The organism is Dickeya parazeae Ech586, assembly GCF_000025065.1.
Taxonomy (GTDB): domain Bacteria; phylum Pseudomonadota; class Gammaproteobacteria; order Enterobacterales; family Enterobacteriaceae; genus Dickeya; species Dickeya zeae.
This window is the reverse complement of record NC_013592.1, coordinates 1521513-1542449: the sequence shown is the minus strand read 5'-3', so window position 1 is coordinate 1542449 and position 20937 is coordinate 1521513. Positions and strand designations below refer to the sequence as shown.

The following is a 20937-nucleotide window of genomic DNA, read 5'->3' as shown; positions in this document are numbered from 1 at the left end:
CGGTTACGCTCCCTCCGTGACAACTTTTATAGAATTATTTTTTAACGTATTCAGTAAGTTGGATATACTTTCAGCGTTCCTGCCGAATTGATTGATGGCCGCGCCGTGCTGAAAACGCCCGGCAAAACCGTATTTAATGAATGTCGACAAGGTGCCGGTCGGGCTGAGATCGACAAAGAATGTGCCGTCTTTCACCTTCAGCGATTGCATCAGGCGGTAAAAGTCGACAGGTTCGCGCAACACACGCCAGAAATACTCGCTGTCCCACCGTTCAACTGAGGTGCCCAACAAGGAGGAGTACACCGTCACTTGCGGTGCGTTTTTCGCCAGGGTATCGACCAGTGCGCGGAACTCTGTCTCGATGGCGGCAATGCCGGACGAGTGGAACGGTTGCTCAACCGGCAGCAACATCGAAATCACATCCTGCTGCGTCAAACGCGTTTTGAGTGCCGACAGGCTGGCCTTGTCGCCGCTAACCACAAAGTTATTCTGGAAGTTAATGCTGGCAAGCTCAGTCCCCTGATACAGCGCGGGGTTGCTATGAAAGTGTGACACCGGTGCCAGCACACTCATCATGCCGCCGCCAGCCGTTTTCTTATGCAGCATATGCGCCTGCGACACCACCAGCTTCATGGCGTCATCCAGCGTCAGTACGCCCGCCACGACAGCGGCGATACACTCACCCAGGCTGTATCCCAGTACCGCGTCGGGTTTGATGCCTTCGGCGTTGAACAGGTGGGTCAGACTCACCCCGATGCTCAGCAGCGCCACATTCGACAACGCCACATCGGAGAGCGGCAGTTGACGGCGGCTGTCGTCATACAGTGTTTCCACCAGACTGTAGCCGGTGTGTTTACGGCACAGCGCGTCGCAGCGATCCATCTGGCGGCGGAACGCGTCATTACGGCGATACAGCTCCTGGCCCATGCCGTAATACTGCGAGCCCTGTCCGCCGAACATAAACACCACCCCAGAGCCAGTGGCATCTGATGCAGACGAGTGGCGAGTGGGTTGAACTGCGGGGGCTTTCGCGTCGTCAAGCGCCATCGGTTGTGCTTTGATTTTCGCAAACAACCCGGTGAGCACTTGCCCCGGCCCAATCTCCTGTTGCCTGACCTCACCCGATGCCAGCAGCCGTGACATACTTTCGTACCAACGCACGGGATGGCTTATCTGGCTCGTCAGCAGTTCGAGATAATCGGACGTGGGGTAGTCGTGCGCGGTGTAGTTGGAAATCACCCGCGCCTTGAGCGGGTTGAAGGTAAAACGGCTGGCAAACTGCGCGAATTGGGTTTCGATGTCACGCATATAGCGGGAATGGAACGCCGCGCTCACGTTCAGCTTGATGTAACGCGCCCCGGCTGAGGTAAACAGCGACTCACAGGCAACGATGTCATCGTACAACCCGGAAATGACGATTTGCTGCGCGCAGTTGATATTGGCGATATCAATACCGCTGAACGGTGACGACGCCAGCAGCGCCATCACCTGATTCAGGTCGATACCCAAAATCGCCGCCATCGCCCCGCGCGGCGCTTTCGACATCAGCATGCCGCGCTCTCTGACCAGTGCAACGCCGGTGGCAAAGTCAAACGCCCCTGCTGCAAATAGCGCAGCAAACTCACCCAGACTATGACCGGCGTAGCAATCCGGCGCGTCTGCGCCGTCTTGCCGATTAGCCAGAACGCCGAGCGCTGAGACAACAAACAACGCCGGTTGGGTGAATTCCGTTTCACCCAGTACGCCCTGAGGATCGCTCAGGCACAGATCACGAATCGAGAAACCGAGTACCTCGTCAGCCTCCCGAACACGTTCGGGAAAACGCTCAAACAGCGCACTCCCCATCCCTTTCTGCTGCGATCCCTGACCAGGAAATACCCAAATTGAAGAAGGCATAAATCCCCTATTACTGTTCCCCAGTATTGTCACTTAACGTTGCTTGTTGCTCCCGCCTTCCGTACGCGGGATCAGGACTTGAGCGCGTCTTCCGGTAGATTAGCTTCAATCGTGCTGACCAGGTCGCCGAGCGTGTAAATACCGCGTTTATCGCCGTCATTGACCTTGATGTTGAGCCGCTTTTCTATCTCGTACCACGACTCCAGCATCTCAACCGAATCCACCCCGAGCTCACCGCCAATAAAGGCATCCAGCTCCACCACATCGGGCGTAAACCCGGTGTTTTTGATGCCATTAATGATGTCGAGCACCACCGCGAGAACATCTGTCTGAGCGTCCATTTCTTCTCTCCTTACATCCAGTCCGTTAGAGCGCGTCAAACTCGCGCGCCACCTCAGTGATAATCTCAACGACCTGATCGATCTCTTCACGGGTATGGGTCGACATGACCGAGATACGCAGACGTTCTTTATCGGGGGGAACCATCGGGTATTCCATGATGTTGGCAAACACGCCGCGCTCGAAAATGCGGCGATTGATGTTGCCCACCACAGAGAGCTTGCTAAAGAAAATGGGAATAATGCCCGACTCGCCGCGCAGGATGTTGAACCCCTTCGCTTCCAGCTGGTCTTGCATGTAACGCACATTGTCGTGCAAACGGGCGATACGCTCTGGCTCACGCTCCATCACGTCCAGCGCTGCGGAAATCGCCGCAATCGTCGGCTGAGCTAACCCGGAGGTGAACAAATAGGGGTAAGAGAAGTTGCGCAGCATAAAGATGTGCTCGCGGCTGCCGGAAATAAACGCCCCTTGCGCGCCCAACGATTTGCTACAGGTGGACATACGCAAGTCGACCTGACCTAACAAATCCAGATGCTCAAGCGTGCCTTTACCGGTCGGCCCCATGGTGCCCAGGCCATGCGCGTCATCGAGAATGATGATGATGTCATGCTTGCGGCAGATATCGATGTAACGCTTAAGGTCGATGATCGAACCGTCGGTAGAACGCACCCCTTCCACGGTAGAGAAGATCTGGGTATTCGGTTTGGAGCGTGCCCGAATTTTAGGCAGCATCGCTTCAAAGTCATCCAGACGTTCCGGGTCGAAGGTAAAGAACGGCACGTTAGTCATTTTGACCGCGTTGATAACGCTGGCGTGGCTGTTCTGGTCATAGATGATGATATCGTTACGGTTCATCAGCCCATTCACCCAGCACAGGTTCGCCATGTAACCGCTTGGCAGCAGCACCGCATCTTCGTGGCCCGCTAACGCCGCCAGACGCAACTCCAGATCACGATGCTGCTTGGTGTAACCGGAAAACGCCGGTGACCCACCGGTGCCAATGCCGTATTTTTCTACGGCTTCCATCACCTTACTTTTGACGTAAGGGTGATTAGCCAGCCCCAGGTAGCTATTCGAGCCAAACACCAGAACGCTTCTGAAGTCATCGCTGTACAGATCTTTGTATTGCATCTGTGCATCGACAGGCCCCATCCCCTGGCGGCTGAACATAAACCCTTTTTCGAGTTCTTTTAAATAGGTGCCATAGCGTAATTTTACACGCTCTTTGAAGGGCTTACGTTCAAGTTCGATCAGATCATGAAAATCCATTATAAAAACCTCCTTGATGATTTATTCTCTTTCAGAGAATGACTCCGCCTGCTAAGACGCAATAAAGCCGTTGACCCGATACCAGGACACACACTCATCCACCATCTGGCTTAAGGGAGAGGGCCGATAGCCCAACTCACGCTCCGCTTTTGCGCTACTAAAGTAATAAACGCCACCAAAAACACGCAGGCGGTAGGCATCCACCACCGGTTCGCCGCGTACCAGCCAGGGCAGTTTTTCCTGAAGCCACGTTTTCAGATAGACAGATGAATAAGGGGTTTGAGGCCGGTCGGCTTTACAGGGCACGACCGCTTCAATCGTGTTAATCAGTTCGCTATAGCGCGTATTGGCCCCGGCAATCAGATAGCGCTCGCCAACCTTACCGTTGCTTAAGGCGCTGACGTGCGCCTCGCCAACATCGCCTGCGCCGCAAAAACTGGCGCCGCCGGGAGGCAGGAACGGTAACTGGTTATAGGCAACCGCCAGCACCATACGCCCCCACTGCATGGAATAATCATACTCACCCAGCACCTCCGCCGGATTAAGGATGACGGCGGACAAGCCGCGATCGCAGGCCCGGTACACCAGTTCCTCTGCCTGCAATTTGCTTTTGGCATACGGGTTTGTGGCACGAAAACCCGACAGCGCCGTGTCTTCGGTGGCTTGCGCCGCAGGGTCGTTATGCGCCCCTATCGTCGAGCTGGTACTGGTATAAACCAGACGGGGTATCCCGCAGGCCAGCACCGCGTCAATCACGGTGCGCGTGCCTTCCACATTCACCGCCGCCAGCAGCGGCCAATCGCGTGGATTACTGCTGGTATTGCCCGCCGTATGGATAACCCCATCATGCCCTTCCATCGCAGCGCGCAGACGCTGGCCGTCATGCAATTCGCCACGCACCAGGGTGACGCCGAAAGGCTCCAGAAAGCTCACATTGGAAGACGCGCGCACATACGCTGTGACCTGATGGTTGGCCGCCAGCAGCGCTTTTACCACGTTGAGCCCGACAAATCCGTTTGCTCCGGTGATCAGTATTTTCATGGTGTTTGATCTTGCTGGTTAAGTTTCTCAAGCGTTTTCAAAAAGGCCTTACGCCCTTCCCCTTTGCTGCGCATCGGCAATGCGGCCGGATTTTTATCCGGATGGCGGGCAGCGCCATCCAGCAGCAGCACGAACTGTTCAAGCAGGTGATTAAGCTGCGTCTCCTGGATATCCATACCCCGGCATACCAGACGCACATGTACACCATTCCCTTCAAGCCGCACCAACAGCGCCAGACGCAGTGACGGGTGTGTCGCAAACAACGCGGATACCGCCGGGTTCACGGCGACATCGTCCGTCAACAGCGCCACCGTACTGTCGAACAACGCCACATCACCGCCCCACTGAGCCAGTTGCTCTGACGTAGCACCGCCATGTTCAAGACATTGACTCAGTTGTTTTTCAACACCCTTGAGCCAGGCGGCGGTCTTATGACGTCCCACCACCTGAATGCGGGTAGGAATCAGGCGGGGTTCATCGCTCTCAAGGTGTCGAATCAGACCAAACTGCGCCTGTTTGACCCGCGCATGGCGATTGATGAGCAGTGCCCAACCGGCGGTTAATAACGTTTCCACCGCAATGTCCTGACGTTGCGTGCAGGTCTGCATCGCCACCACGGTGTCAGGATCGATGTGCAGCTCGGCTGACAGGAGTGGCTGCTCCGCGTCGTCATCCAGTACGGCGGCGTCACCGAGCAAGGCTGATGCTGTCAGCGAGCCGACGTCCTCGTCGGCCTGCAACAGCCCACGCCAGAACGCCTGCAATGACGCGTCATCCTGGGTTGAAACATCCTGGGTTGAGGTGCTGTCCACTGGCACGGCATACGCAAACCATGCCTGCGGCACAACCGGCGAGGCTGTCGCCTCAGCGTCCAGCGCGGCGGTCTCCTGCCGTGGTGTTTGTCGCACCGGGGCATCAAGACGCAACGCGGCGTACAGGTCGCAAGGCTGGCTGGCAAACGGGTAGCCGGGGAACGGCACACGCTGACGAGGCTCGCCGTCGTGCAGCAGGCTCCAGTCGATATCGCAGCCGCGAATCCACAGCGTGGCAACGTTGGCAAACTGCCGGTTTTGCACCAGTTCGCGGACAAAGTGCTTACCGGCCTCGCCCGCAATAAGCTGTGACACTTCTTTGCTGTCGTGGACGTTGCCGCTGTAGGTCTCCCGGCGGCTATGGTCGGCACCCGGTTCAGCAATAAAGCCCTCCAGTTTCGCCAGCAGGTCCTCCTGACTGGTCGCGACGATAGCCAAACGGTGATCCAGCATGACGCGCCCCATCTGGCTGGTGTAGGCCAGGTCCGCGAGCGACAGCGCACGCCCTTGTTGCTGTTGCTGCTGGATAAAGTCACGCAGTTCGGTGGCATAGGCGACGACACGCTCCGCCTGCTGAGCCGACAGCACCACTATTTGTGTATGGGTAATCTGTGCATGGGCAGACGCGTTTTCTTCTCTGCTCGCCAGTTGGCGTGCGTGCAGTCTGACCAGCGCATCGGCCGACTCCACCACGACAAAGGCGGTCGAACCGCCCATGCCATAGGCGTTAATCCCGGCCAGACGAGAACCTCTGGCATTGGTCTGCCATTCCTGCGCCTCACGCGGGAACACAAAAGCGGATGTTTCATGCTCAAACGAGGTGTTGATGCGCTGCAGGTTGACGCACGGTGACACACGCCCGTGCTGCATGCTCAGCAGCACCTTAATCAGCGAGCAGATGCCCGATGCCGCTTCCATATGCCCCAGGTTGGCTTTGGTACCCAGCGCGCAGAAATGTTGCGCCTGAGTCTGGCGGCGTAACGCGTTAGACAGCGCCTTCAGCTCAATCGGGTCGCCCAGTTCCGTCGCCGCACCGTGGCTTTCGATGTAAGTCAGTTCGTTAACATCGATACGTGCTTCGTTGATAGCCCGCACGGCGGTTTCTTCCATTACCGTCAGGTTCGGCAGGTATTGCCCTGCACCGGTACCGGCATGCCCAATGCTGGAGCCACGCAACACACCGTAGATGTGATCGCCATCGGCCAGCGCACGGCTCAGACGTTTAAGCACCACAATGCCGCTGCCTTCGCTCGGAATCAGACCGTTGGCCCGTTCATCGAAGGTGTGCTCCTTGCCATCGGCAGACAGCACCTTCATCTCCTGCAACAGCATGTATTTGCTGGGATGCAGACTCAGGTTGACGCCGCCTGCCAGCGCCATGTCGCACTCCCCACCGAGGATGGCTTTACGGGCGATATGTACACTTGTCAGCGATGACGCACAGGTGGTGGCGATGCTGAAACTCGGGCCACGCAGGTTCATCAAAAATGAGATGCGATTCGCCAGCTCACTGACGACCGAACCGGCGCCGGGGTAACGACCTGTGCGGGCATAAATCTCTGCCATCACCCAGGTGAAGTCTTCGTTCATTGCCCCGACATAGACGCCGACCTGCTGATCGTTAAGCGCCGCCGGGGTATAACCGGCATTCTCCAACGCGTGCCAGGCACTACGCAGTAACACACGCACTTGTGGATCGAGACGACTGGCTTCTTCACCGCTCATCCGGAACATCGCTGGATCAAAGACGTCCACGTTGCTGAGGAAGCCGCCGCGATTCACATAACGCGGGTTGCCGTTATCTTCTGCAGGGAGCGTCCAGCGTGCATCCGGAATGGCACTCAGGCTCTCTTTGCCCGCCTGAATGTCGGCCCAGAAATCCGCCAGACTCGCAGCACCGGGGAACTCACCCGCCATACCAATAATCGCTACGGCGTCGCTATCGGCCTGTATGCTGGCCGTTGACGACAGCGATGAACGCATCGGTGTACGCATCGCTCGTGAGCGCAACGCATCCGTAGCCGCAGCAGGTACCGTCCGTTTGACAGGCGGCGCAACAGGTGCACTGGCGTGATGGTGGCTGACAGTGTCTGTACGCTGCGGCGCGGCTTCTGGGGTGTGGACCACCGGTGTCGCGCCATAACGCTCGCACAGGTATCCCGCCAGCTTAGCGGTGGTGTTGTACTCAAACGGCGCGGTTTTCGGCAGCCCGTCGTACTCTTTTTCCAGTACCGCACGCAATTCCATCAGCATGACGGAATCCATCCCGAGCTGTTCAAAGGTGGCATCCACCGCGATATCGCTGGCAGGCAGCTTGGTGATGGCTGAAATCATCTCTTTGAGCGCGCTCTCACTACGTGCATACGCACTGTCGCCAGCCGGTGTCGCTATCACCGCTGTCGGTTGCGGACGCGGTGCCTGTGTCAGCGTCGGCACGGCGACTGACGGTGCGGGCTGCACGGTTTCCTCAACCTGAATGCGTAATGAACGTGCAACCTTGTTGCGATCGCCAACCGCTACCAGCAGTTCCGGGCGTTGTTCAAGCAGTGCGCGTTCGAGCGCGATAATACCGGCCTCCTGGCCTAACGCCGCCATCCCTGAAAACTCGAACAGACTGGCATCGTCTTGTTCGATGTTCATCTGCCCGCTGGCCCACAATGGCCAGTTGACGGAGAGCGTCTGACCGCTGCGTTGTCCCTTTTTCACCTGCTGGGTACGCCATAGCGCATGGCTATCCATAAAGCGGTTACCGGCGGCATACGCGCCAGACCCCAGATCACCCAGCACCGCAGAAACGGAGGAGAAGTTGATAAAGACAGCGAGTGGCTCTTGTGCGGTAGCACGGTCAAGGGCCACCAGACCGTCAACTTTCGGTCCGATCAGCGCATCAAACTCGTCATCCGAGAGCATCGTCATCGGCGTGGCACTGGCGACACCGGCGCAGTGCAGCACGCCATCGAGTGCACCGAACGCCGCTTTTGCCTGCGCAATCAAGGCGTCGGCCTGCCCGTCCTGCGCCACATCGGCTGCGACGTAACAGACTTCCGCCCCCAGCTCACGCATCGCAGCCAGTTGCTGCATGACCGCCTCACTGGGCTGGGCCGAACGGCCGCTCAGCACGAGGCGAGCCTGATAGCGGGATGCCAGATACTGCGCCATCAGCAATCCCAGCTTGCCAGCGCCACCGGTTATCACATAGTGGCCGTGCTGGACGAAACGCAATTGCGGCTGGCTGCCCTGACCATCGGCTGGCGGCGGCGTGATTGCGCCAGCCTGACGCTGATAGCGAACCCCCTGCCGATAGGCCACTTCAAGCCCGGCAAGCGCCTGCGGACGTTGCACGAACTCCTGATACACTGCATCGGCCAGCGACGCGGCGTCATTCGCATCGCTACGCAGCGTGAACAGCTCGAAACGATGGTTGATGGTCAGCAATGAACGGGCATAGCCGCTGACCGCATCCTGCTGCGGTTCCACCTGGTCATCAGACGCGGTATAGACGTTGACGCAGCGCAGCGCTTGCCCCGGATTGACCGTTTCCAGCGCCACAAACAGGTGCCGTAACGCCTGTAATGGCGCATGCAATGGCGATGCGTTGCCAATGGCGGTGACATCATCAAAATGGTTATCGGTGCCAATCGCCTGCACGATGTGGGTCGGCCACCATTGCTGTTCGGCCAACTGCTCACACAACGCCCGCATGCTGGAAGCCGATTGGGTATCAACGCTAAAGCGGTGGCTATCATGCTGGGCGAACGCGCTGGCCGCTGTCGCGGTAATGATGCTGGTGTCATCGCCATAGCGTGCACGCAGCGCTTCAGCCAGGCTCTCGTTATCGCTGAGCACCAACACCCGCGTCGTCGCGGTACGCGTTGACGCATCAGAAACAACCGCCGGTAACGGTGATGCCTGCCATTCGTAGGCATAGTACTGCACGTCTTGCGACGCCGAAGGCGGTGCCGCACTGATATCCTGTTCCAGTCTGCGGGCGGCGAAATCACGCAGCCGCGCCAGCACCCGACCGGTGGCATCCACCAGCGTAATATCGTGCTTCTGAATGGTGCTGCCCGCTTGCGACTGGGCCGGTGTCACATAGGCATAGCACTCCGTACCGAGCGGATGGCGGAACTCCAGTTCCCCCAGCGAGAACGGCACGATAGGCGTGGCGTATTCCACCGGCTCCAGCCCGACCGCCAGACAGGTACGCAGTGCCCCATCCAACAGTGACGGGTGCAGATAAAACGCATCGGCATGCACGCCCTCCGGCAGGCACAGGTGGCTCAACGCGGCGTCCGCAAAGCGATAGCGCTCACGGGTCACCTGATAGCTCGGGCCATACGCGAAGCCCATGCGGGCAAAGTCGGCGTAGATAGCAGCCTGATCGCTTTCGCATTTACCGCTGCTACGCAAGGCCTCAAGATCGATCCACTCTTCTTCAGGCTGTTCCGCTTCCGGACGGTAGACCAGTTCGGCCTCCAGTGAGAGCACATCGGTATGGCGGTTACGCACAGCGACCTGTACGTTGTCGTCGCCGGTATGTGCCAGTGCGATCTCCACATCCACCGGTTCGCTGTCCACCTCAAGCGCGTTCATCCACATCAGATTGCGGATTGCCGCTACCGTCCAGTCGCTTTCCATCGCCAGTTGACCGGCCGCATGGAGCATTTCGATGTAGGCCGAGCCGGGTAAAATCATCCGCGCGTCGCGGCTGCCGACCACATGGTCACGCAGGTAACGCTCTTGCCCGGTCAGTTGCTTGGTAAATTTCTGCTGCGCCAGCGTTGAAATATTCTGATCGATCAACGGATGCAGCGATGTCGCACGGTGTAAAGCGTCCTGAGCCGACGGCAACGCCAGCCAGTGGCTACGCAGCATCAGTGGCAGCGGCGGGAACGACACCCGACGCACCGTTCCTGCTGTTGTGCTGGTGGTGCTGCCGCTGGTGGTCATTCCCTTGGTAGTAAAAAGTGACGGTGCAAACTGCTGCCAGTTCACATCCAGCATCGTGGTCCACAACCGCCCTAAACGCAGCAGTTGACGTTCCTGCACCAGACTGGTGATCAGTTCATCAAGCTGTTTGCCTTCCAGAATGGTATCCAGACGCTCGCCACCGCCCGCAATATGCCCGCGGAACAGTTGCTTCGCCGCGCCCTCACGCTGGTACTGCTCAAGCTGGTTCAGCAGGTCGTCCAGACTGCTTGCCACCACCGCCAGACGCTCCGTCATGGCATCGCGACCGACCAGTGAAGAGAAGGCCAGCGAGTCAAAATCCGGCGCGGTGTGTGGTTCACGTACCGCCTGGCGCAGGAAGTGCACCATTCGCTCAACATACAGCGCTAAACGTGCATCGCTATCCGCCGAGAGCACAAACAGCCGTGGTTCGCCCGGTAGCAGGTGGGCCGGAGCCCGCGTCGGTGCTTCTTCTATCAACACGTGGGCGTTGGAGCCACCCGCCCCGAAGGCGCTCAGGCCAGCACGGCGCGGGTGATCAAGCGCGGCATCCCACGGTTCGAGCGACTGCACCACGCGAAATGGCGATGCGGCAAAGTTAATTTTTTCATTCAGCGTGCGTGAATGCAGCGACGGTACTATCTGACGGTGACGCAGTTGCAGCAGGATTTTGGTCAACCCGGCGATACCGGCGGCAGACTCCAGGTGCCCGATATTGCTTTTCACCGAACCGATGCGGCACTGCCCCGGCAACAGCGCTGGCGTGGCGCCTTGCTGTGCGTGATGTTGATCACGGTAATGTTGAGCACTGATGCGTGAAAAGGCTTTGGTCAGGCCGGAAATTTCAATCGGGTCGCCCAGCATGGTACCGGTACCGTGCGCCTCGATGTAATCGACGCTGGCAGGATCCCAGCCTGCACGCGACAGCGCAGTACTGATAACGTTGCTCTGCGCCGCCTGATTCGGCACGGTAAAGCCGCTGGTTTTTCCGCCGTGATTCAGCGCCGTTGCCTTGATAACGCCATAAATCTGGTCGCCATCGGCAATCGCCTGCTGTAACGGTTTGAGCAACACGGCCCCCATCCCTTCACCGGGAACATAGCCATCGCCGCCTTCGCCGAAGGCACGGCAACGCCCATCGCTGGACAGGAATTGGTTTTGCCCCAGTTGGTAGTACTTCATCGGGTGCACAATCAGATTGATGCCACCGGCTATCGCCATGTTGCAATCGCCGTTTTGGATCGCCTGACAGGCCATATGCAGCGCCGTGAGCGAGGACGAGCACATGGTATCCAGCGCCACGCTCGGGCCATTCAGATTGAAATAGAACGACACGCGGTTAGCGACCGAGGAATGCAGCGACATCGCCCAGCCCGATTCATGCTGTTTTTCTGTCGTTTCAATGCATTGGTAGTGCGACCACATCACCCCGACATAGACGCCGACCTGTGCCTTACTCAGCGCCTGGCGAGAGTAGCTGGCGTCTGAGATACATTCCCAGGCGGTTTGCAGGAACAGTCGCTCTTGTGGGTCCAGCAGCTCAGCTTCACGCGGCGATATATTGAAATACTGGCTGTCGAACTTATCCACATCATCGATAAATCCGCCCCATTTGCTGTACACCTTGTTCTTCGGCCCCCGCTCTGGCGAGAAATGCGGGTGATAATCCCAACGCGACAGCGGAATTTCGGTAACGCTATCAACGCCGCCGGTCAAATTGGCCCAGAACTCATCGACATTGCGAGCGCCCGGATAACGGCCACTGAGCCCGACCACGGCAATATCGCTGCTCGCACCGGCTTCGCCCGAGGTATGGCGTTTCAGCGCATCGATACGCGAATGGTTTAACAAACTGGCCAACGTCGGGCGCGCAGGCGCTGCCGATACCTCGTTGGTGCGCGCGGGTGCCGATGCTGGCTGCGGTGCAACCTGTACGGTCTCGGCCCACTCCGCCAACGACTGATAACGGTAGACGTCGCTGGCATGCGCTTCGGTAAAGCGCGCGTCCAGTTCATGTTGCAGACGAATCAGGTTGACGGTATCAAGCGGCCATTGCCACAGCGGCGTCAATACCGACAGGTTGGCCGCCGTCGGGCCGATCGCCGCCGTCAGACTGTCGAACAGTCCACGGCTGGACGCATCATCGTCCCCCTCGGTATCGCCTGTCGCAGCAGACACCCGGCTTTCTTCTGGTAGCGTTAATGCCACCGGTGCCGGGGCAACCGCTGTCGTTGGCTGCAACGCGGCAACCTGTTCCGGATAGCTTTCACACAGGAAATCAGCCAGCGAGTCGATATCCGGGTACTCATAAAACAGGGTTTGCGACACCTCGCCAAAGGTGGCCGCCAGCTTACCGTTCAGCGCCAGGATCATCATCGAATCCAGGCCGTAATCTGACAGTTGCGTGGCCGGTCTCACTTCGCTGGCATCCAGCTTCGTGACCTCCACAATGTTGGCAATCAGATACTCCAGCACGCTGTCACGCACCGGGCGGGTTGGTGCTGTTGCGGATGCGATGGTTGGTGCAACCGGTATAGTGGCGTCTATTGAGGCACTCTGCGCCACCGCTTGTGGTGCGGCCGCGACGACGCCCGTGAACGCCGTTACCTGATCGGGGTAATTCTCCAACAGATAGTCCGCCAGCGAGGCCAGGTCTTCATATTCATAGAACAGCGTTTGCGGCAAGCCCTCAAACGCCGCGGCAAGTTTCTCGTTCAACGCCAGGATCATCATCGAATCCAGACCATAATTCGATAACGGCCCGCTGGCGGTAACTTCGCCGATGTCCAGTTTGGTCACATCGACAACCTGAGCAATCAGCGTACTGACCAGAGCGTCATGGGCAGACACCGCCCCCGCGGATTGCTGCGATGCAACAGGCATGGCCGATGCCATAGCAACCGGCTGAGGTGCACGGGTGACGTCGGCACCCATCGGCGCGCTGGATGTCACTTTCACCGCCCGTGAAGACTTCATCCCCAGATGCGGCACCGCCTGCGTCTGTAATTGGGTGAGCCTGACCACTACATTACCGATGCTATCGAGCAAATCGATGTGGTAGCTCGCCGTCGCTCCACCGACGGCGTTATCACGACGGGCATAGGCATAGCAAATCCCGTCAATCGGCTTGAATATCTGCAATTTTGCCAGCGCGACCGGCACCTCCAACGTATTCGCCGTGGCGCTAAAGCCACCGATACCCAGCGCGGTGCGCAGCGCGCCGTCCAGCAGTGACGGTGGCAGGATAAAGGGCTGCACAACCGACGCGGCTGACAAGCCATCAGGAAACTTCAGTTCCGCCAGCGCTTCTTCGGCATTGGCATACAGACACTCAATGACCTGAAAGGTCGGGCCCAACGTAAAACCACGTTGCCGGAACGCCGCGTCAATATCGTTACGCTGGTAAACCTGACCATTTGCCTGCAAGCGGTGCAGGTTAGCCGGTTCCGGCTGGGGAGACGCGTCTTCGCACAAGCGGCCGCTGCCGTAGACATGACGTTGATCGCCATCCGCACGGTAGATGTCAAAATCCAGCCCCCCTTGCGATGGTGTCAGCGCGATCTCCACCTCCATATCATCACTTGCAACCAGAATAGGCTGACGCCATTGAATATTCTGTACCTGCGACAACAGCGGCCGTTCGCCTGAGGCAGGCAACGCCCGGCCCTGCAACGCCAGTTCGCTGGCGCTCAGTGACATCTCGATATACGCGGCACCCGGCAAAATACGGTTATCGCCAAGACGGTGATCGCTCAGGAAAAACTCCTCTGCCCGCAGCCGCTTGCGAAATGCCTGCACGGCCAGCGTGGAGATATTGGCGTCGATCAGCGGGTGCAGCACGCCAACCCCTGACGCAGCGTTAGTCAGCGGTGCCGTGGCAGGCAATGCCGGTGCCCAGCAATCCTGACGCTGGAAGGCATAACCGGGCAGAGACAGGCGCTGGCGGCGTGTTGCCACATGCAACTGGCTCCAGTCCACCTCGTGTCCGTTAGCCCAGGCCTCACCCAGCGCGCCAAGACGTCCTTGTTTTAACCACTCGGCCAACGGTGGCGTCGACGTCGCCTGACGTAGATTGTCCCGATGTCCGGTGCTCAGGCCCGATAATTGCTGTTGGGTATAGGCGCGCAACAGGTTGACCGCCTCGGTTGCCGTTTCAGCGACAAACGCCAGACGATACTCATGTGCCACACGCCCAACTTGCAGCGTATAGGCCATATCCTGTAACGACAGCGCCGGGTGTTGCGCGATGAAATCGGCCAGTTGCCCGGCCATCGCCTGCAACGCCGGTTCACGACGTGCAGACAACACGATTAACGCCGGTTTACCTTTATCGGCATCCACGCTGGCTGATGGTGGTGCAATGTATTCCTCGACGATCAGATGGGCGTTACTGCCGCCTGCGCCAAACGAACTGATACCGGCGATACGTGGGATTTCCCGGGTCACGGACTGACCGTCCTGCTGTATGACTTCCAGCACCGGGCGCTGCCAGTGTTCCAGCGATTGCTGAACCCGGAACGGCCCACTCTGAAAATCGATAAACGGGTTAATCACATCGGATTGGATAGACGGCACCAGTGTCTGGTGCTTCATTTGCAGCAACACCTTGGTCAGCGCCGACATGCCCGCCGCCGCCTCCAGATGCCCAATATTGGCTTTCACCGAACCGATCGCGCAGTATTTACTGCTGTCCCCGGCAATCGAAAAGGCTTTATTCAGGCCGCTGATTTCAATCGGATCGCCCAATTTGGTGCCGGTGCCGTGCGCCTCGACGTAGCTGATATGGCGTGGGTTCACCCTGGCGGTTTCCAGCGCCTCGGCAATCAGCTCTGCCTGACGTTTCGCGTTAGGCACCGTGAAGCCAGAGGTTTTACCGCCGTGATTAACCGCCGTACCGCGGATAATGCCGTAGATGTGATCACCTTCTGCCTGCGCACGCGACAGCGGTTTTAATACCACGGCGCCAACCCCTTCACCCGGCACATACCCGGTGCCGCCTTCGCCAAAACTGCGGCAGCGACCGTCCGAGGAGAGGAAATGCATATTGGATAGCAGGTGATACTTATAAGGATGCAGCGACAGGTTGACGCCACCGGCAATCGCCACCGGAATATCACCGCTGCGAAGCGCCTGACACGCGATATGGATAGCGGTCAGCGACGAGGAACACGCCGTGTCCAGCGCCATGCTCGGGCCTGAGAAATTAAAGAAGTGCGATACCCGGTTCGCGACCGACCAGTAAGACGAATGCGAGGTGGTCCATTCCTGTTCCGGGCTGGTGACCGCATGAAGCTGGTAATCCCCCCACATCATACCGACATACACACCGACGCGATTTTCCCGTCCGGCGTGCGCGGGCGCGAGCTTATCTGCCGTGTATCCGGCATCTTCAATGGCGTGAGTGACGCTCTCAAGGAACAGCCACTCATTCGGATCCATGATTTCCGTTTCTTTCGGCGAAATATTGAAATAGCGCAAATCAAAGCGTTCCACATCACTCAGGAATCCGCCCCAACGGCTATAGCTTTTCCCCGGTGTGGCCGCCCCTTGCTGGAACCAGCGATCATCCCAGCGATCGGCGGGGATCTCGATGACGCAGTCACGTCCCTGACTCAGGTTGGCCCAAAACTGTTCAAGGTTCTGAGCTTCTGGGTAACGCCCGGCGATACCGATGATGGCAATGTCATCATCGTTTAGCGTCGGTTGCGCCGCGCGGGGGGCCGGTGCCACGGCACGCACGCTAGTCGATGTGGATGCGGCGGCATGAAGCGCAGGCGGTACCACCGCCGCTGACGGGGCATTCCCTTGCAAACCACGGCAGGCATCCTGACAGTTTTCCAGCAGGAAGCGACTCAGTTCATCCATGGTTTGGTATTCAAAAAACAGCGTCATCGGCAATGCGCTGCCAAATGTCTTTTTCAGCTCATTGACCAAATCAATGACCACCACCGAATCAAAACCATAATCACGGAAGAAACCGTGACGTTCGAAATGCGGCGGGATCTGGAGTTTTCTGGCAAACAGCTCGGACAAATAACGGATCACCACATCCTGCAAGGCGTGCGGGTCGGTCACATCCGTCGAGGCTAGCGCCGCTGCATCAGGCTGTTGAGAGGATGCGGTGGTGGGTTCAACGACGCCCAGTACCTCGTCTATACGCGCACGTTCGCCCGGCACACCTGGCATAACCACCAGCTGCGATGCCTGACTTTGCAGGGCATAGTCGAAAATCGCGATGCCGTCCTCGGTCAGTAGCGGCACAATCCCGAACTGGCTTTTCAGGAAGCCCGCTTCTTTCTCGGTCAGGCGCATGCCACCGTCCTGCCAATACGGCCAGTTCAGCGAGAGGGTTTTGCCGCTGCGTTCACCTTGCTGTTGCCGAACATTACGCTGGAAGGCGAAATAATCTTCGAAGGCATTACCAAAGGCGTAATCACACTGCCCCATGTTGCCCAGAACACCGGTGACGGACGAGAACAGCACGAAAAAGTCGAGCGGCAGTTCACGGGTCGCGTCATCCAGCAACCAGGTGCCGATGGCTTTCGGGGTGATGACACGCTCAAAGGCTTCCGGGCTTTTACGCAGAATAAAGTTATCTTCGATAACACCCGCGGAGTGGATGACACCGTTGAGCTCATGCCCGGCCGTGCGAATAGCGCCAATCAGCGCCTGCACGCTAGCGGGGTCGTTCATGTCACACGCTTGATAAATGGCATTGCCACCCAGCGTGTTCAGGTCATCAAGCTGTTGCTGGCGTTGTTCATCCAGCGCCGAACGGCCACTCAGATAGACGGTGGCACCGTAACGTGAGCACAGGAAACGGGCAAAAATCAGCCCCAGCGCACCCAGTCCACCGGTGATCAGATACGTTCCCTGCTGGCGCAACACCGTCGGTGCGGACACCGGCCGGTTTACCGCATCGGCCACACTTGCCGTATCCACTGCCGCGATAGCGCGCGATGACGGGTGAGCCGAGGCAGATGACGGCGTATCGACGACAAAACGACGCACCAGCCGCACACCCTGGCGATAGCGCACATCTGCATCTTTAGATACGTCACTGAATTCGGTTTTAATCAACGCCGCGATAGCGGTGGATGCATCCAGCTCGCCATCCGCCACCGCCTCGTACTGCACCACCCGACCGATATACGCGGGTTTTTCAACACGCAACGTCCGGTAAAAACCGCTGATGGCAGCGACATCCGGCAGGTTCTCGTCGGCAAGATGGAAGTGAACGAAGCGGGCCTTCTTCACCTTACGCATCATTGCTTTCGTCAGGGCAAAAAGGCTATGCGGACCCTGATTCAGGCGAGTGGCAAAATCGGCGCTGGCCTGCGGCGCATTGACCCACAGTACCCGTTCAAAGGTAGCCCCCTGCGACAACAGGGCATCCACCGCTGCGATAAAGTCATCATGATGACCGGGGCGAACCCAGCCACTTGCGACTTCACGGTTTACGTCCAGCGCTGAAGCCAGCAGGATTCGCTGCATCTGCGGTGGGTTTTCTGACTGCGCCAGCAGGCTTGCCAGCCGGTCGACATCCTGCTCTTCACCCACCAGCACCAGTTGCGTCATCGGCTCATCCGCCTCTGACACCGGTTTTTCAATCCAGTACGGCTGATACAGGTTGATGCCGTCAGATAACGCCGGTAACCGCTGTTCCGACGTCGAGCGATCAGCGGCCGTAAGGCTGTCATCCAGCACGCGCAGGCTTAAACCACGGAATACCAGCGCCACGCGCTCAGGGTGGTTTGCCTCGCAAACATGGATATCTACCTTGAATACGCCATCATGAAGCAGATGCTCGTCAGACACGGTGATGGTTGCGGTCATAGCGGAATGGCAAGGGCGTAATAACACCAGCGCTTCCAGTGCGAAGGGGATGACGAGCGCCCCTTGCTGATTGTCCTGACGCGAAGCGCGCAGTTTTTCCGTTGCCCAGACCACCGCGGACTGCAATGCGCCGTCCGCCAGCGACGGGTGGATAACAAAGTCGTTGCTATGTGCATCCGATAACGGGGCATCCGGTAACGTCAATTGGGCGATACAGGCATACTCATTGAATCGGATTTGTTGAATGGCACGCAACGGTGCGCCATAACACATCTGCAAACTATCAAGCAGTTGATAACTGGCAGGCGCATCACGCACCGCTGCGTCGTCGGTAAGCGCTACCGCCGGTAACGCCGGATGTTCTGCGTCGGAAAAACCGACCATCCCCTGACAGTAAAGTGCCTGGTCGTTATCGATGACCTGGAACAGCCACTGTTTGCCCGGTTGATGCGGATCAAGCTGAATAAACAGATCGGTTGCGGCATGATGAAACTCAAGCGGTTTTAACCAGGCCACCTGAGAGAAACTGAGGGCGTCAGCATCGTTTAGCGCGATAGCATCGGTAAACGCGGCGCGAACCAGTTCGAGATAAACTACACCCGGCAGTATGGTCTGGCCGCCAATCTGATGACCGGCAATAAAAAACTCATCCCCCGCAAGCCGGGCCTGATAGCGGGAACTGCCGACATTGACGACACGGTGACGCGCACCACGTAACGCACAAGAGGATGAATCGGCACGATAGCTGTCACTCAGCCAAAATGCCGTATGAATAAACGGATAGCCGGGTAATGCCACGTGCGGTGGGTTCACGCCGTCAAATAACCGGGACCAATCCAGTTGCACACCTCGCACATAACACGCGCCCAATTGCTGCAACAGGTGAGTCGCGGTGGTCATATCCGCTTCGCGCAACGCATCAAGCAGGGATTCCCCCTCGATACGGGCATTTTCCAGTGCCTGTGCGTCATCTGCCACATGCTCTTGCAACGACACCGGGCCTTGCTCCACTGCCTGCGTCAGCGCCTGAATAATGGCCTGACGGTCACTGCCTACACAGCTATAGCGATAAGCGAGGTGATCACGGCGCAGCAGCAATGTTGCACTTACCGCGCTTAACGACGCGTCAGCATGCTCACGCAACCAGTCGATCAAATCTTTCTGACGCTGCAACAACGCGGCCGGGCTTTTCGCAGACAGTACAATTAAATAGGGGGTTCCTGTCGCAGGCTGGTTTTCCTGATGCGCGGCGTTTACCGGCTCAGGCGCTTCTTCCAGTACGATGTGAGCATTGGTCCCGCCAAAGCCAAACGAGCTCACCCCCGCGCGGCGCGGCGTGTCTTGTGCCAGTCGCGGCCACTCACGGGCCTTATCGACGAAGAAGAATGGTGTTGCGGTGGTGTCAATTTTGGGGTTAAGCGACTGGAAATGGCGCAATGGCGGTAACGTGCGGTGTTTAAATGCCAGTAATACTTTGATGATACCAGCCACACCGGCCGCGGCTTCAAGGTGACCGATGTTGCTCTTCACCGATGTCACACCGCAATAAGCCTCATTTAACGTCGCCCCTTGTTGCTGGGCGAGCGTACTGAAAGCATGGGTAAGCCCGGAAAATTCAATCGGGTCGCCCTTGGGCGTCCCGGTGCCATGCGCTTCCACCAGACCAATCGAATCAACCGGTACGCCCGCGTTTGTATGCGCGTCAACAATGACATCAGCCTGAGCTTCTGCACTGGGATACGTCAGCGTGTAAGTGGTGCCGCAATGGTTAACCGCACTGCCTTTAATCACCCCGTGGATGACATCACCGTCAGCCAGTGCCTTATCCAGCGGCTTTAATAACAGCACACCCGCGCCTTCGCCACGAACATACCCATCGGCCCGGCTGTCAAAAGAGTGACAGGCCCCGGTAGGCGACATCATTCCCATTTTTGCAAAAGACTGATGCCGGGTAGAGGTTAAAATAAGGTTAACACCACCGCTGATGGCAATATCACAATCACCACTGACGATAGCCTGAATAGCATTATGAATGGCATTTAATGAGCCCGAACAGGCCGTATCAATGGCGACACTCGGGCCGCGAAAACCAAAGAAGTGTGAAATACGGTTGGCAATAATCGATGTGGCGGTACCCGTGGAATGATGCGCTTCTATCGGCGCGTGGGTATTTTCCTGTAATTCTTTATAATCGTTATTGAAAACACCGAGAATAACGCCGACTTTATGCCCACGTAAGGTTGAGGGCGCAATACCCGCATCTTCCAGGCAAGACCAGGTCAGTTCCAGCATGATCCGTTGTTGAGGATCCATCGTTTCGGCGACTTTTGGGATGACGCCAAAGAATTGGTTATCAAAACCCTCAACATTATTAACAAACGCGGCCCATCGTTTTTCACTGGCATCAGGCCAATGTAACGATCTGCGGTTATCAGGCTGTGTATCGCGGTTAACATCAGCAATTTCAGAAACCGAATTGCGCTGATGGATTATATTTTCCCAGAAATCGCTGTAGTTATTGGCATCAGGAAAACGACAAGAGATCCCTATAATTGCAATATCCATACCCATCACCCATATCCATATGATTATGTTTATTCTTTCTCGCAAAAAGGATGCGAGATAGCCGGTCAAATAGCCCTTTTGACAACGGTTTCAATCGTAGAACAATGAATTTGATATTCCATTACCATTAAACGGAGGATTCTGATGGATATTGCATCAAAAACATTCTCGCATCTAATACTATCAAAAAATTTTTTTGTCAGGATGTTACCGCCCCCCCTATAAA

Annotated in this window: 5 protein-coding genes; all 5 read right to left on the bottom strand. The window is 57.5% G+C overall.

Features of this window, described 5'->3' with window-relative positions:
• Nucleotides 1–3: 3 nt before the first annotated feature.
• The 5 genes from fabD to DD586_RS06805 all read right to left on the bottom strand — a co-directional run bounded on the left by fabD (nt 4) and on the right by DD586_RS06805 (nt 20711).
• Complete coding sequence (gene fabD, locus DD586_RS06825) at nt 4–1896, bottom strand: ACP S-malonyltransferase (RefSeq protein WP_012884078.1); 1893 nt, start codon at nt 1894–1896, stop codon at nt 4–6.
• 71 nt (nt 1897–1967) lie between these two features.
• Nucleotides 1968–2237, bottom strand: a complete 270-nt coding sequence (locus DD586_RS06820) for an acyl carrier protein (RefSeq protein ID WP_012884077.1) — start codon at nt 2235–2237, stop codon at nt 1968–1970.
• 25 nt (nt 2238–2262) lie between these two features.
• Nucleotides 2263–3507, bottom strand: coding sequence for an aminotransferase class I/II-fold pyridoxal phosphate-dependent enzyme (locus DD586_RS06815; protein ID WP_012884076.1), 1245 nt, complete (start codon nt 3505–3507; stop codon nt 2263–2265).
• Nucleotides 3508–3558: 51 nt separating this feature from the next.
• Entirely contained in the window at nt 3559–4548 is a 990-nt protein-coding gene (locus DD586_RS06810) for an NAD-dependent epimerase/dehydratase family protein (protein ID WP_012884075.1), read from the bottom strand.
• On the bottom strand, nt 4545–20711 hold the full coding sequence (locus tag DD586_RS06805; protein WP_228669759.1) for an SDR family NAD(P)-dependent oxidoreductase: 16167 nt from the start codon (nt 20709–20711) through the stop codon (nt 4545–4547). Before DD586_RS06805 ends, DD586_RS06810 begins: the two co-directional genes overlap by 4 nt.
• Nucleotides 20712–20937 lie beyond the last annotated feature (226 nt).